Genomic DNA, 15,694 nt, shown 5'->3' on the forward strand with positions numbered 1-15,694 from the left:
TTTCATAATCCTGACCTTGATTCTTAATAAAATTATTTTCTAATACCAATTTTTCATCTTTTCTTTCGTCTCAGGAATCATCAATTACAAAATCCAGTATCAACTTCACCAATTTACCCTTATTCTTTTTTCATTCAGTAGCTTGTTTTTTGAAAAACTTCTTACAATAATAGTATCCCCAATTTTATTAAGTTGTTTAAAAACAAGTGGATTCTTTTGTTTAAATTCTACATAATTGTATTTAACAGTGCCTGTTTTATCTAAATCATCAATTAAGCTTGTACTGTTTCTGTCAAAATCACTCTTTAAGACTGGAATATCTTTAATAACAACATTAACTATCAAATCTTGATTTGAAGTACTTTTCTTTTCAATATCATAAATAGGTCTATTATTTTCATCAAAAAACATATAATCTGTTATTTGGTACAATAATTTATTGTCATTTGTAATTAAAAAAAGTTTATCTAAAGTCTCAGAATCTTTATATAATTTAAACTTTAACGGAAAACTGATTAAAACCTTTTCATTATCTAAACTTTTATGATCCTTAATAACAATAACTTTTGAATTTATATCATTTTTCTCCTGTGATATAACTTCCTTTTCTCTTGATTTACAAGAAAACAGTACTAAGCAAATAATATAAAAGAGGCTCTTCATTTATTGAAAACTATTAAATAAACTTTACCAAGTGATTTTCTTTCGAAAGCTTGTAAGTAGTTGGTTATTATTAAACAAGTTAACAACAATACTATCATTATTTTTATTAAACAAATTCATCAGTTCACGATTTTCCTTACGAAAAACTGAACTCTGACTGAGTTTAATTGTATCAATAGAATTTTCTTTATAGCCTGTAAATAATTTCCTAACATCCTTTTTAGAAATCTTCATTGTACTGCGATGAACAATTAAATTTTTCTTAGCTTTCTGTGGGATATCCAATTTATGTATGATATGAGATCCTTTGTTATTTAAATCATATACATAATAGTCAGTAAGATTTATAAGCATTTTACCATTTTCAGACATCAAAATAGAACACCCAGTAATATCTTTATCAGAATTATTTAGTATTTCATATTCAATAGGAATGTCTATAATAAGGCTATCCTCATTTTTCTTAAAAATATCGGAATAGATTTTAACATGTTCAGTTTTATTATCTGTTTCCTTTAACATGATATCTGAACTATTACCATTTGTTTTACAACAAATTAGAAATATTACGCTACTTAAGTAAAAGAAATGTCTCATTTATTAATATGCTATTCAAGAGATTTCACCAATTTATTTTTAATTCTTCAATAAAAGTTTTTTTACTTTACAAGAAAATAAAATCAATAAAAAGATTGATAAAAATAAGTTTCTCATTCATTAATAAAATATTTATAAGCTTTACCCATTTTTTTCATCTTTTCCTTTGTCTCAGGAACAATTATTTACAAAATCCGGCATCAATATTACCAGCTTATTTTGAATTTTTTGGATTCGTAATTTTTTTTTCCATTATCTCTTGTAGTAACTTGTACTGTATCCGGAACTTTCTCCATTTTTTTTATGATCTCAGGAAAATCTTTTCGGAATTCTTTATATGATACAATTTTTGCTGAGTCCCTAAAATTTTCTATATCTTTATTGACTGCATATTTTTTAAAGATTTTTTTTGCATCGTCCATATCAATATAAAGTTTTTCAATGCGAGATGTTATCATATTATCCTCTCCTTTTGATATCTCCCAATCTTCTCTCTTTGCTTCTTTTGTATTTTTATCAATATTTTCATAATCTCCTAATGAAATATATTCTTTATTAATAAAAAATTTTGTCCCTACAAAATCATAGTTTGTATTGCTATTATTCTTAATATAAAATTCTAACGGTATATCGATTTTTAAGCTATCTCTACTTTCCGAATACATATCAGGGGTTATATAAACAAATTCATTACTGATATTTTGTTTAAAAATTAATCCCGATTCTTGATTTTTACAGGAGTAAATTGTTATAAAAATTATAAATAAAATAACTATTCTCTTAATGTTCATATTAATTTTTTATAAATATTGTTTCTATAATGAAAATATCATCTGCAATCTTTTCATCATATTCTTGTCTTAGTAGTATAATATAATTCAAAGAAGATTTATAAGGTTGATTACCAGCTTTTCTATATACTTCTCCATCTTGCTTTTGCGTGGCTATCTCTAAATTCTCCAATTTATCTCTTTTTCTTATTTTGCCAGATAATAGTTTTTCAAGTGTATCTTGGCTAGCCTCAATAGTCTCATATTGTTTATCACTATTTGCATTCAATAACACAAACTCTTTCACTCCCTTAACACCTAAGTCCTTCGCTTTCTCTAACACAGCTTCCACAGCTTCATCCCACATTTCTTTCATTCTTTCCTTCGTCTCTGTAACCATAATATCAATTACAAAGTTTAGTCCCGGAACCGGGCTAGGAATTGATGGCAGTTCTCCGTTACCGGAAATGTATTTGGCAAGATCCAGAGGCAAGACAATCTAAGGCGTTCTTCCTATAAGTAAACTATGGCTTATTTAGCATAATCTATTTTCAATACATCATAAGAAGTCTTTTTCCCATTTGAAAATCCGACCACTTTAATACTATCTGTATGTTGATTAAAAGTTTTCACCAAAGGCAAATAATGTTCTTTAGATTTAAGTACAATGGAATCTTTATCTCCAAAATTTATTTTTTCGTTTCTGAAAGCTTCTTGAGAAGCTAATTTGGAAATTTTAGTATGATTTTGACGAATAAGGAAAACAATAGCCTGATTAGGTTGAATTTCATCTTGAAAGTTCAATAATGTACCTTTCTTATAAATAATATAATCTCCCATATCTATTAAGGCACTATTACCATCGCTTAAAATAATATGTAGTCTGTTAATGACTTTACCTGTATTATTTTTGAATTCGAATTTTAAAGGTATATCAACAGCAATGCTATCATCCTTCTCTATTAAATTTATACTATTTGATGACTTAAGCTGAGTAAAATTATTCACTTGAGTTTTACAAGAAAATAAAAAGCTTAATAAAATTATTGCAAATAAACAGGTTTTCATATTATAAATATAGTTTCAATTATAACTAATTCTTCTTCGAATTTATATAAAACAATGTATTTTGGTGAGGTTTTAAGAGAAGAATTCTTTCTATATTCAAATTCATAGTTTCTCAATCTTTGTAAACTTCTTATGTCTCCTGACAATAACTCCTGTAAGGTTTTTAGACTTATATTTTCAATATGATATGTTTTATCTGAGTTAGCATTTAAAGTTACAAATTCTTGAATACCTCTAACACCTAAGTCTTTCGCTTTCTCTAACACAGCTTCCACAGCTTCATCCCACATTTCTTTCATTCTTTCCTTCGTCTCTGTAACCATAATATCAATTACAAAGTCTAGTCCCGGAACCGGGCTAGGAATTGATGGCAGTTCTCCGTTACCGGAAATGTATTTGGCAAGATCCAGAAAGGCAAGACAATCTAAGGCATTTTTTCCAACTTTGGCTACTTTACTGTAAACATTCGTTTCTTTAAAAAAGTCTAACTGGCTGATCCCTTTTGAAGTCACTCGTTCACCATTACTCACATACCCGAAGTTGGAAGCTCTTATTACCGTATATTCTTCACCCAGGTTATCAAACTGGATTGTGGTATACAGTCTCCTGTTTGATCTCACCTGTCCATTGTTCATGCCCAGTTTCCCTTTCTTCAATTGATGAACAGCAATGGTTTTCTGGAGCTTGTCAAGCCCTTTACCGGTCATTTCTTCAGCTTTGTCTTTGATCTTTCCTTCTATTTCGTCCTTGATCTTATCTTTTACCCTGTCAAATGCTGTAGAGTCTTCTTCTTTTTTAATATTATCTGCACTTGCCAGCTTATCAAGACTTTCAACGCCACCACTGAAAATAATGATATCTCCATCTGCAGACCGGAACTCGGGAAGACCATACTTCTCGTCTCCTACTGCTGACTGTATAAATAAAGTTCTGTCTGAATATCCTACCTGGAGATATTTACTGTTATCTCTTGGCAGGTAAGCCATATCATGTCCAATATATCTCGCAATAAAATAAAGCTCAATATAGGCACCGGTATCTTCTTCAATATACTGTTCAAAATATTCGGTAAGATCAATACTGAATATGGCATATCCGTCTTTATCTATATTGGCTGTTACCGCCTTAGATCCCGATTCTTTTCCTTCAAGAGGAACAAAATCATCAAACATACGGTTATCGAAAATAGTTCCTAGACCAATTTTCAGACTTATCCCATCACTTTCCCAAAGTTCAAAGCTTAAAGGTGTATTTTCAGGAATATTTTTTGTTTTCACCCTGAAAAAAACGGTATTTCCAATTCTTACGTGGGGAGTTTTACTTGTATCGATGGGGTTTCCATCTTTATCCAGCCACTCTCCATCAATAATATAATCACCTTCTATAGCAGCAGGTTTTTTCGGATCACCATAGGTAACCCCGTTATTCACCCCTGTTTCTGTTATAGCAGCTCCTGCATTGGTGATAATATTGGCATTGGAATACATGCTATGCCCTTCCTGAGAAATCTTGGTGTAAGTTCCTTTTACAATTCTCGTTCTGCTCATGGCTTAGTGGGCTTTGGATTTTTCACCGCTGTTGTTTTGTACTTCAGCCTGTGCGTGTTTATGAACAAATTTTCCAGATTGAATATTCATATCATTTTCACTCACCTCATTCCGTTCTTTTTTGGTTTCACTATGTACATCTCCTTCTATGATCTCGGTTAGCTTTCCGGTGATAAATGTACTTGCATTTCCGATCACCGAAGTAAGTTTCATAGCCCCCACACTTTCTGTATTATTCAATCCGATATTATCAGATTTATTCATTCCCACTGTCGTCGTCATATTCTCACCTACATTGATGTTCATATTCTTACAATTCAGGGTCATTGTTTCCGGTGCTGTAATATTAATATTGCTTCCTGTGGTATCTAAATGAATCTCATTACCACTCTTATCCGTGATAATAATGCTTTCATCTTCAGTGAATACGATTCGGTGTCCACTTCGGGTTTGAATAGATTTTACACGGTTATCCACTCCTCCTCCAAGACCGATTCCACCATGGAACATCCCTCCCATTACGAAAGGACGGTCAGGATGACTGTGTACAAAATTAACCATTACCTGATCTCCTACTTCAGGAATTGCTACATAGCCCCGGTTTTGAGTGATCTGATCGGTTCCTCCAGCATCTGGGCTCATCACTCGTACAAAATGAGTGGTATCATTCATCTGCCAATCGAATCTTACCTGGACTCTTCCTTGTCCTTCAGGATCGGCATTGGCAATTACCGTGGCTATCTGAGGCTGAGCGATAGGTTCTGTAAACTCTGGCTTAGGTAAATAACCTGTATCAGCAGCTATAGACTCAAAACTACCCGTATAATGTCCAATTGTATCGATTTCATGGACGGCTTCGGTTACCATCACTTTGGTAAAGTAAGACGTTTCATTACTATCCGGTTTTCTCATATGAATATCTACTACACAGCCAGGATGTAAAAAAGGGACTGTTGTAGAGCCAGAAACAGAAAAGACTCCTACGGCTTCACTTCCCGAGGTACTTCTCTGAGAATGTTCTACATCTAAATGAGTCGAGACTTTGATAGGTGCGACCTGAAGTGCCGGAGTTTTGTATATTTTATCGTTATGGCTGTAAGCGGTTTTAGCCAGATCTCCTAAATGTTTTATTGGAGTCTCTCCAGATGTCAGCTTTTCATTTCTGCTGCTGTTATAACCATAATACTGAGGTTTGGTATGAACAGCTTTAAGCTCTACCTTTACATCACTGGCATTGCTACCGTAAATAAGTTTGATAGGTTTGTTTTGAGGGGGAAGTTTCCCGAAATGTAACACTTCACCATCATAGTAGAATTGCTCACCATAAGCTTCTGCCATTCTTGCAAGGTAGTTATAATGGGTTTCATTATACTGGCTGCTGTAGATGATCTGTGAGTAGTCATTCGTATCTACTCTTATATCAAAGCGGCTTTTATCAATTCCCTGTTTAATTACTTCTTCGGCAATAATTCCCATATTAACAGGCTGTCCGCCTCCAAAACTTTGAATATGAGGCGCTCCGTCTAATAGAATAGTTGGACTGTAGCCGGAAAGAACAATATTTCCAAGGCTCATTTTCTCCTGACTGAATCCTACTTTGGTTATCAATCCTACAAAATTTCTCTCAGGGCTGTTATCTATATCTTTATAGGAAATAACTACAGTAAGTCGTTTTCCTAAAAATTTATTGGCTTCTTCAAGGGTGTGACTCTGTCTGTCATTAAGCGCATCATGGGCGAGAATAAGACTGAACTCATGATGATGACTTGCCTTTTGTTTAAGGGTAAAATGTTTATAGTGTTTGATAATTTTACCTTCAACAACTAACGAGAGTTTTACCAAACGGTTGATACCCGTATGATGATTCTCAGATATACCGTCTGCATTCTGAGATGGGCGGAAAGAAGCTCCCTTTAATTTGGATTCGGTTTTCATTTGCTTTGTGTTTTTGATTAAGTCTAAAAATAAAAACATTTCATAAAACACACAATATCAAGACGATAAAACTTAAAAATCATTAAATTCAAATAAAAAAAGACTGCTTTCAACAAAAACAGTCTTTTTGATATAAAATTTTAATATTAATATTGGTTTTTAAGGTAATTAAAGATTATAGTCTGTTATCTGCCCGATAATCAACACTCAGAACTTTCCCTGTGTTTGCATTTATTTTATAATCCCATTTACCTTTTGTTAAACTAGTTGAAAATCTATATTTATTAATATTAGCAATTATTTCATAAGATTGATAAGAATATAGAGTCTCAATACCTGATAATGGAGATTCAGATTGATCTTTTAATTTTTTCTAAGAATAGAATCTCTCACTTTGTTTTTCAGTATAAATATTTTTTCTCCTTTGAATAATTCTTTTTGTTGTTCACCATTTTGAATTTGGATCGAAGATATAGTATCCTGATAATCGGGTTTCTTTTGGAAAATTAAAGTGGAAGAAATATGATTATTTTTAAGTAACTTAAAATATCCTCTATGATCTGTTACCGTCTTAGTATCATTTACTAAATCCAAAACCTGCATTCCGGATATTGGTTTTTTATCAATAGCATCATGTACGTATCCTTCATAGTAATGTTGCTTACAACCTATTAGAAATAAAACCATAATGAACAACTTTAGTAATTTCATATTCTTTAATTTACAAACTCATCATACTTTACAACAGAAAAAAGGACCCGTAATTATTTCAGATTTAGATTCAAAACGTATATCATTCTTTTATTATAGTGATCTACAATATTCAATTCTTAATATTTTTTCATAAGGTTAAAATGATTCTAGCTGGATAATACCTAATCTAATTGTATCAGAATCGTTAAATTTTGATATATCATATTTCTTAATTTTATACCCATCCTTTCTGAAAAAAATAAACTGATTTAATTTCTGAATTTTTCTTTTTGACACCTGTGAATCTTCTACTTCAATTTTAGGAAAAATAAATTGACCATTGCTTCCACTGGTAATATTTCTTGGACTTAGAACATCTAAAGAATCATAATAAATATGGACATTTGACAAAGGTTTATTGTTTGTATTTCTTACTATTCCAACAACAGGTTTTCGATAAACTATATTTTTTGAGCAAGAAGAATTTGTTATATTAAGAAATATAATACCCGTAATGAATAATAAATATGTTTTTAAAGCTTACTATCATTTACTTGTTAGAAATTAAAATTATCATAATATAACAATTACATGAAGAATACTATTTATAAACACCTTAACTTTAATATTAGTTAATTAAATAGCACGTTGTAAACAATATTTAGTACTTATTCAAATTTGATTTTCTGCAAATAAAGAGTATCTGGAATTTTGTATATAAAATGATTGCTGTTTAGATTTTTTGTCTGTCTATATTGTGGAATACGCTGAGTAGTGTAGATTGTATCAGAAACATATCCCTCTTTGTAGAAAATTAATTTTCTTTGCTCTTGTATATTAAGTGTATTCAAAGATGAATCTGAAATTTTAAAATGTCCTCTTTTATCTGTTAAAACAGTTTTAATAACATTATTATTTAGGGAACATTTAACTGACACATTCGGCAATGCAGTTATACTATTCTTATCTAGTACGATTCCATTATAATAATTGACAATTTCTCTATTATTCTCAGCATTTTTATGAGAACAAGAAAGTATACATGAAAAAATAAAAAATAAACTCAAAATTTCTATTTTACTAAGCCAAATTATACTCAATGAATCCTCCTTAGATAATACGACTCTATCATGATAATCTACCGGTATTTCTTCGTCAGCATATTTCATTAAATCAATTTCTTCAGTATTTTCAGGATACTTTGTACCTGGCAGAGGATCCTGCTGAATCCAAGTAGGTCCAGATGTACTTTTATGCGTGTAACTATAACTACGTCCCCCATAAGTTAATAAGAGCTGATGCCCTATTTCATGGGCTGAAGTTTCTTTAAAATCTAAATCACTCTCTTTAGGATCACTATAAAACCATCCTTTAGTTACGTAAACAATGGTATTTTTATTATAAGATTTCCAATCAGAATAATATGTGTATCCAGTTTTATAGTATAACTCTCTATGTAACTCCCAATTATGAGAACGATTAAAAGTTGTATTCTTAGCATTTGTAAAATAAATAATTTTTGGAGCAGCCATTCCATTCTCATCTTGAACAGCATTAACAAATATTCCCCATTTTTCTCCATGAATATCTGTTCCTTTATTAAATGTTTTTTTATCAGTTCTGCTCCAATATATATTGATACCTTCTAAAGCCATATTTTTCAATTCTTCCCAATTTTTGGTTCTATTTTTGATCGGATTTTTGACAACTGAAAAAACAAAATATTGCACCTACGATTAAAGCATTTTTTTTCATTTAACACTCCTATTTTCCTACTTTCACTTCTTCCAATCGTTTTTTTATATCATCTGGGAACCAAGGTAAGACAGGATCATTTTTGTACTGTTCAAATACTTCATCTGGATTTAAAAATGTTTCAGGAAGATTAAGTTTTTTTAATTCAGCTTTAAAAGCTGATTCTTTATCGAAAAATATTACATTTAAATCTTTTGTATTTATTAAAAAATAAACCTTGGGATTCATTTCGGTATTTTCAAAATTTAATCTTTCGCCTTGAATACCATATATGTATATGGTATTTACAGAAATTGATTCTATAGGAGTTGCATCACTTATTTCGTTTTTTGATGCAGATGTATTTAACATCCATTCTTCTTTTCCTTGAAGTTTAGTTAATTGATATGGCTTTAACAGTGGAATCATTGTATAATCCCATCCATTGTCAGACCAATAAAATTTATCAATTTGAGCATCTTCATACGGTCGTGCAGGAAATAATTTGCCTTTCATTTCTTTAGTTTTATCACAGTTTATAAGAGCCATTAAGCATAACACATAAAGTATTGTTTTCATCATGATTATTTTATAATATCTTTAATCTTATTTTTAACTCCCTTTAAATTATCATGTACATTATTTTTCAATTCTTGTACATCATATTTGAGGTTATCACCTAAATCCTCCATAAATCCTTTAGGCTTTTCGTTCAATCTATCTTGTAACTGTTTAATTGTGTAAGTATTACTCCATTTCCCTTTCACTTTCATTAGATCATTTCCTCCTGCAATATCATGATATAAGAAACCTGCAATAATGCTCACTGTGTCATATTCAATACTTCTTGAGCCATCACCAGATGGACGCAAATCAAAAGTATCTTCAAATTTATGAGATATTGTAATATTTCCATTTATATCTACATTAGCAATTGAAGTCACACCTATACTCCTCAATAACCATGTCAATTCGTTTGCAGCTACTTTCCAAGTATCGAGATATTTAGTAGAAAAAAAGTATTTAAATTGATTTAACATTTCACCTTCTGTCCTTTTACCTCCTAACTGTATTCCTTTTACAATTTCTTTTGTCTTAAAAGATTCTTTTTTATATTTTTGATCATTTATTATTAATTTCATAATATCCTTTTCATATTCAATAAAAGCTATATCATTATTTATTTTTCTTATTAATCGAGGACTATTGCTAATGTCAACTTCTCCGGTCTGTAACATAGAATAAATTCCTGCTTCAAAAAGGCTATTCACCTCACCATCGTCTAATCCAATTGCCTTTGCAAAGCTCTGTCTTGCCCCATGTCCCCAGCCAGATCCGTCATATTCTTTATCTCCTTTCCACCATTCTAAAATATTAGAATACCAATGTTTTTCTACTTTGAGTTCTTCTTTTGCTTTATCCACCCATTCTTTGATACCGGGAGTATTGGCAATACTTGTTTTTACCATCCGGCTCTTTCCTTCACCTTCTACAAAAGCTTTTTCCTCTTTTTTCTTTTGTTCATTTGTGGAGCCTGCAGAATAGTTTACTTTATAAAAGATGTCTTTTCCTGTATCCTGTATTCTATCCCATATGGTTTGATCCTGATATTCTTCCCAATCTGATAAAACCCCTTTATTAAACATTAAACCTACCGGAGCAAAATGTGCCTGAAGTTCCATCTCGTGTACTTTAGCAAAAGCCAGTAAAGCATTAAGTTTTTTACGATACAATTCACTTTGCATATAAGCTTTCTGCTTTGTCCCTTCAGCTTTAGCAATAGCATTCATCATAATATTTTTGAACCATGAAGGTAAGATACTGTCAATTTTAGGGATAGCATACTCTGCTGGAGCATATTTTTTAGAAGGATTAGCTTTTACAATACTACGATATTGTGCATATTCTTGGTAAACTTTCCAATATTCTTTGACACGTTGTCTAAAAGTAGGAGCTTTCTCATTAGGGCTTCCATCATCATTAAAAACTTTATCCAATAATCTTTTAGGAAATTGATAACCATCATCAAGGAAAAAGCCATCAGAAAGCCCTCCTCCATGATAGCCCCAACTTTCGATATACAGATTATCCTTTTCATTACAAGCATTCTTTACATAAGGAATATCTCCCATTCTGGTAACAAATAAAGCTCTATCATTAGGAAAAGTAAATTGAACAGCTCTGTTTATTAATCCTCCCCAGGAGTTGTCCCCTAGCAGTTCATTCATTTTCTCATAGATACCTTTATTTTGATATAATTTTTCGTTCGTAAAAATATCAGCAAGCCACTCCAGAACCCATTCATTAATGAAGTCTTCAAAATAATATGACTTAAAAGACTCGTAATCTTTCCCATATAATCCCTGGGGTTGATGAGTACCTAAAAACAAAATATTAATAGGAATTTCTTCCCATCCCATTTCATAAGCATAATAAATAATACCTAAAGCCACACCAGCTGCTATTGCTGCTCCTTGGCTATGTCCAACCACGGTTACAGGTTTATACTGTGGCGAGTAGCTAAGTGCTCCAGGATTCTTTTCTTTTAATTTTTCAATTTCTTTTTTTTCTTTGATATTCCATTTTTGCCTTGCCCATGAATATCCCTGTGCTATACCATGCTCAACCCTGTGCGCTCCCGAAGATTGTAACCCATGAGAACCATTAATGAAATGTGCATTACCTTGCGCATGAAAATATTCTTTAAATATTTGCGAGTAACGTTTCTTAGAGACATTATCGTATCCTTCCCAATACCCTTCAAATTGTTCTTTAGCAGAAAACATCCAACGAAAATATTCTGTATCCTTGTAATTCTTATCACTATATAAAGTACCTCCTCCCTGCCGATCAATGAACTCTAGTTCATCATTTGTCATAATATCAGCTACATCTGTGATTTTTTTTTCACTCATGTTTGCCCCTCGTAATGGGTTTTGCTTAACATCATCAGGAACCTTGTTCATAATAACATTAAGATAAGACCCCGGGTTTTTCTTTGGACTACTTAAATAACCATTACAAAATATAACATCCCCATTTAAAACAGGATCTGGATAATTGAGCATAGGTGGCTTTGGTGGTTCTTCATTTATATTATAAATAACTCCGTCTTTTCCTTTTTGAATGACCTTGCTCCCAATATTTTCAATATCATCACTGGAATATCTTTTATAGTCTCCACCAACAATTTTAGTAATATTACCTTTTACAATTCTAATTCTGCTCATAGCTGTAATTATTTTAAAAATTATTACTTACCTCAGAACTATTATTCTTTACGACTTTACCAGAGTGCTGTTCATTTGTTCCTGTACTTTGAGTAATGATTTTCCCCTCACTCACTTCATTTCTCTCTTTTTTTGTCTCACTGTGCACATCTCCTTCTATGATCTCAGTTAATTTCCCTGTAATCATTGTACTGGCATCACCTATCACAGAAGTAATTTTCATAGCCCCCACACTTTCTGTATTATTCAATCCGATATTATCAGATTTATTCATTCCCACTGTAGTCGTCATATTTTCACCTACATTGATGTTCATATTCTTACAATTCAGGGTCATAGTTTCCGGTGCTGTAATATTAATATTGCTTCCTGTGGTATCCAAATGAATCTCATTACCACTCTTATCCGTGATAATAATGCTTTCATCTTCGGTGAATACGATTCGGTGTCCGCTTCGGGTTTGAATAGATTTTACACGGTTATCCACTCCTCCACCAAGACCGATTCCTCCATGGAACATTCCTCCCATTACGAAAGGACGGTCAGGATGACTATGTACAAAATTGACCATTACCTGATCTCCCACTTAAGGAATAAATGGAATTTCGGTTTAAAAAAAATATAAAATTTGAGATTTATAGATCTTATTTGTTTTTTGTAACGTTTTTTTACTCTTTTAAAATTTTTCCAGAATTCCCATCAATTTCATAATAAAAATTAGACTTTAACCCTTGTCCAGCCGGACTATTTTTAGAATAAGTAATGATGCCTTCTGAAGACCTAATTGTCCATAAATAATTAGTTTCATTAAAATTTATACTTATAGCTAAATCTCCATTATCCTTATACCAGCCTTTACCCGTTTTTAAATCCAAATGATTTTTTTCGTTCAAAATCTTAAGAATGTCTGTATATTTTATTTTCCCAAATTTTAAATCTTCATTTTTCTCACTGATAATTTTCCCCACTTTGTTATATTCAAAGGATTTTCCAACGGAAACTTCTGAAAAAACAATCGTGGAAGATTTTAAATTACCATCTTTATAATAAGTATTATATTCGGAAAGAAAACTAGGTAATGGTTTTTTTATAATTTCATCAAAACCATCATCAGTTTCATATTGTTCAATTTTGGTTCCGTCCGATAATGAAAAAAAAGCTCCGCCTTTGCTCCAATTTTTTTTAAACTTATCAATATCAATTTTTTTCATTTTCTCATTTTTTTTTGTTGTATTAATTTCTTTTTCATTCTGTCCTGAACAAGAATGAAAAAACATAAGAATTAACAAAATAAAAATTTTATTTATCATAATTATTTTATTTTAATTGTACTGTTAAGAATTTGCCATTGCCAACCAAATAAAATCTTTCCTTCAACAGGAGTTCTTGGATTTCCATTTAAATCCGAAGACCAATGACAATAATCCATGATATTATCTGTTTGCTGTGCTTTGTATGTGTACTTCGCCGCCGCTTTTATTCCATCAAAAGTATGAGCCAATCCCATTGCATGAAAAGTTTCATGTGAAATAGTTGAACGATCGTGATAATTAAAAAACACACCATGCATAGTATTAAGATTTGAAAACCCTTGTGTGACTAAATTTGAATTCACAGGATCAGGGTATGCGTCTAATAAAAAATATAATTTATAAAAATTCGTGTATCTGCCAGGATATGTTCTATTTAATTCATTGTCAAGATAATCTAACATTTCAATGTTACTTCCATCCAAACTTCCATCACTACTAAAAATAACCCCATTCCTGGAATATCTATTTTTAAATGTAGGAGTTGTAGAAAGATCTAAAGGTTTTATTAAATATCTAATATTGGGTTTTATCAAAGACTGAATTAGGTTTTGTCTAAAAAAAGAATCACCATCTGAGACCATTTTTCCTATTTTAGGAACCGCACCTAATTTAGTTTTGACAGGTACAATAATTACATTAATTTTTTTTATGTGATTATTATCATTAGCTAAAACTTTGAATTGCCCACAAACTTCATCATCCGCCAAAACATCAACATATATATCTTCTTTTAGTGGCTTCGAAGCCTTAATTGTCAAAAAATTATATAAGTTATATTTGCCTTTTTTTATTGGTATTATGGTCTTATTAAATATCAAACCAGTATTTTCTTTTTGAGGTTTGATTTCTAATTTTTTGGGAATTTCTTGAATTTCAATTTTTAAACTAAGTTTTGCAATATTTTCATTTGGAACGATTGCTATAACAGGAACTCGATAAAAAAAAGGATTTCCTTTTGTAGACTTCCAATTAATTTGTAATTTTTTAAAACTGTTTAAGAGATTATCATACATTGAAGACCATTTTTTAAAAAAATCAGTCCAGCTATTTGTATATGGTGTAACTACATTAAGATTTGAATTTGTATAATGCTTTCCCAAAATATCCTTAACCCAATGTTTATCTCCTACCAAGCCACTATCCCCCATTCTTATCCAATCAAAACCAAATTCACCCTTCCAATTTCCATGCGGACGAAATTCAACTAAACACTTAACTTTTATTTGACTTGAAGGGGGATTACTAGGTTTTCCATAACTTACACCTTTATCAACACCTTTATTAGAAACAGTTTCTGCAGCATTATATACAATATTACTTTCTGAATAGAGATTATAATCTCCTTCTATTTTTTCTGTAATTTTTCCTTTTACAATCCTTAATCTGCTCATGTTATAAAGTGATTATTTAGTAATTTTTACTTTTTTCTCCACTATTATTCTGTACTTCCGTTTGGGCATGATTATTTATTGAAGTACTAGATGTAGTTTCTATACCTTGTTCAGCATTTGTTACTGTCTTACCCTTTTTCACTTCCGTTTCTACATCACCTTCAATAATCTCAGTCAGTTTCCCGGTGATAAATGTACTTGCATTTCCAATCACGGAAGTAATTTTCATAGCCCCTACACTTTCAGTATTATTCAGTCCGATATTATCAGATTTATTCATTCCCACCGTCGTCGTCATATTCTCACCTACATTGATGTTCATATTCTTACAATTCAGGGTCATTGTTTCCGGTGCTGTAATATTAATATTGCTTCCTGTGGTATCTAAATGAATCTCATTACCACTCTTATCTGTGATAATAATGCTTTCATCTTCAGTGAATACGATTCGGTGTCCGCTTCGGGTTTGGATAGATTTTACACGGTTATCCACTCCTCCTCCAAGACCTATTCCTCCATGGAACATCCCTCCCATTACGAAAGGACGGTCAGGATGACTGTGTACAAAATTAACCATTACCTGATCTCCTACTTCAGGAATTGCTACATAGCCTCTATTTTGAGTGATCTGATCGGTTCCTCCAGCATCTGGGCTCATCACTCGTACAAAATGAGTGGTATCATTCATCTGCCAATCAAATCTTACCTGGACTCTTCCCTGTCCTTCTGGATCAGCATTGGCAATGACCGTGG

The 15,694-nt window shown here is 31.5% G+C and carries 15 protein-coding genes; all 15 read right to left on the reverse strand.

The window, feature by feature from the left end; translation table 11 throughout:
• Positions 1 to 105 precede the first annotated feature (105 nt).
• Positions 106 to 663, reverse strand: a complete 558-nt coding sequence (locus BBI01_RS04325) for a hypothetical protein (protein WP_065393476.1) — start codon at positions 661 to 663, stop codon at positions 106 to 108.
• A gap of 24 nt (positions 664 to 687) precedes the next feature.
• Complete coding sequence (locus BBI01_RS04330; RefSeq protein ID WP_065393477.1) at positions 688 to 1,185, reverse strand: hypothetical protein; 498 nt, start codon at positions 1,183 to 1,185, stop codon at positions 688 to 690.
• 281 nt (positions 1,186 to 1,466) lie between these two features.
• Positions 1,467 to 2,051, reverse strand: a complete 585-nt coding sequence (locus BBI01_RS04335) for a hypothetical protein (RefSeq protein ID WP_065393478.1) — start codon at positions 2,049 to 2,051, stop codon at positions 1,467 to 1,469.
• Position 2,052: 1 nt separating this feature from the next.
• Positions 2,053 to 2,430: a hypothetical protein gene (locus tag BBI01_RS04340; RefSeq protein ID WP_123862081.1), complete on the reverse strand. Its 378-nt coding sequence runs from the start codon at positions 2,428 to 2,430 to the stop codon at positions 2,053 to 2,055.
• A gap of 131 nt (positions 2,431 to 2,561) precedes the next feature.
• Positions 2,562 to 3,098: a hypothetical protein gene (locus BBI01_RS04345; RefSeq protein ID WP_065393480.1), complete on the reverse strand. Its 537-nt coding sequence runs from the start codon at positions 3,096 to 3,098 to the stop codon at positions 2,562 to 2,564.
• Positions 3,095 to 4,645 carry a hypothetical protein gene (locus BBI01_RS04350; RefSeq protein ID WP_065393481.1) on the reverse strand — a complete coding sequence of 517 codons (1,551 nt, stop codon included), beginning with the start codon at positions 4,643 to 4,645 and terminating at the stop codon, positions 3,095 to 3,097. Before BBI01_RS04350 ends, BBI01_RS04345 begins: the two co-directional genes overlap by 4 nt.
• A 3-nt stretch (positions 4,646 to 4,648) precedes the next feature.
• A complete protein-coding gene (locus tag BBI01_RS04355) occupies positions 4,649 to 6,580 on the reverse strand; it encodes a type VI secretion system Vgr family protein (RefSeq protein WP_065393493.1) in 1,932 nt (643 codons plus the stop codon).
• Between the two features lie 363 nt (positions 6,581 to 6,943).
• On the reverse strand, positions 6,944 to 7,291 hold the full coding sequence (locus tag BBI01_RS04360; RefSeq protein WP_065393482.1) for a hypothetical protein: 348 nt from the start codon (positions 7,289 to 7,291) through the stop codon (positions 6,944 to 6,946).
• 650 nt (positions 7,292 to 7,941) lie between these two features.
• Complete coding sequence (locus BBI01_RS04370; protein WP_123862082.1) at positions 7,942 to 8,928, reverse strand: hypothetical protein; 987 nt, start codon at positions 8,926 to 8,928, stop codon at positions 7,942 to 7,944.
• 109 nt (positions 8,929 to 9,037) lie between these two features.
• Entirely contained in the window at positions 9,038 to 9,586 is a 549-nt protein-coding gene (locus BBI01_RS04375) for a hypothetical protein (protein ID WP_123862083.1), read from the reverse strand.
• A gap of 5 nt (positions 9,587 to 9,591) precedes the next feature.
• Positions 9,592 to 12,237 carry a hypothetical protein gene (locus BBI01_RS04380; protein WP_065393486.1) on the reverse strand — a complete coding sequence of 882 codons (2,646 nt, stop codon included), beginning with the start codon at positions 12,235 to 12,237 and terminating at the stop codon, positions 9,592 to 9,594.
• A gap of 13 nt (positions 12,238 to 12,250) precedes the next feature.
• The gene (locus BBI01_RS04385) at positions 12,251 to 12,808 is read right to left on the reverse strand and encodes a hypothetical protein (RefSeq protein ID WP_228393933.1); all 558 of its coding nucleotides are present in this window, start codon (positions 12,806 to 12,808) and stop codon (positions 12,251 to 12,253) included.
• Positions 12,809 to 12,905: 97 nt separating this feature from the next.
• Complete coding sequence (locus BBI01_RS04390; RefSeq protein WP_123862084.1) at positions 12,906 to 13,547, reverse strand: hypothetical protein; 642 nt, start codon at positions 13,545 to 13,547, stop codon at positions 12,906 to 12,908.
• A gap of 2 nt (positions 13,548 to 13,549) precedes the next feature.
• On the reverse strand, positions 13,550 to 14,941 hold the full coding sequence (locus BBI01_RS04395) for a zinc metalloprotease (protein WP_065393489.1): 1,392 nt from the start codon (positions 14,939 to 14,941) through the stop codon (positions 13,550 to 13,552).
• Between the two features lie 16 nt (positions 14,942 to 14,957).
• Positions 14,958 to 15,694, reverse strand: a 737-nt coding sequence (locus BBI01_RS04400; protein WP_228393934.1) for a phage baseplate assembly protein V, incomplete at its 5' end; no start/stop codon positions are given.

The sequence above is a fragment of the Chryseobacterium artocarpi genome (genome assembly GCF_001684975.1).
GTDB lineage: Bacteria > Bacteroidota > Bacteroidia > Flavobacteriales > Weeksellaceae > Chryseobacterium > Chryseobacterium artocarpi.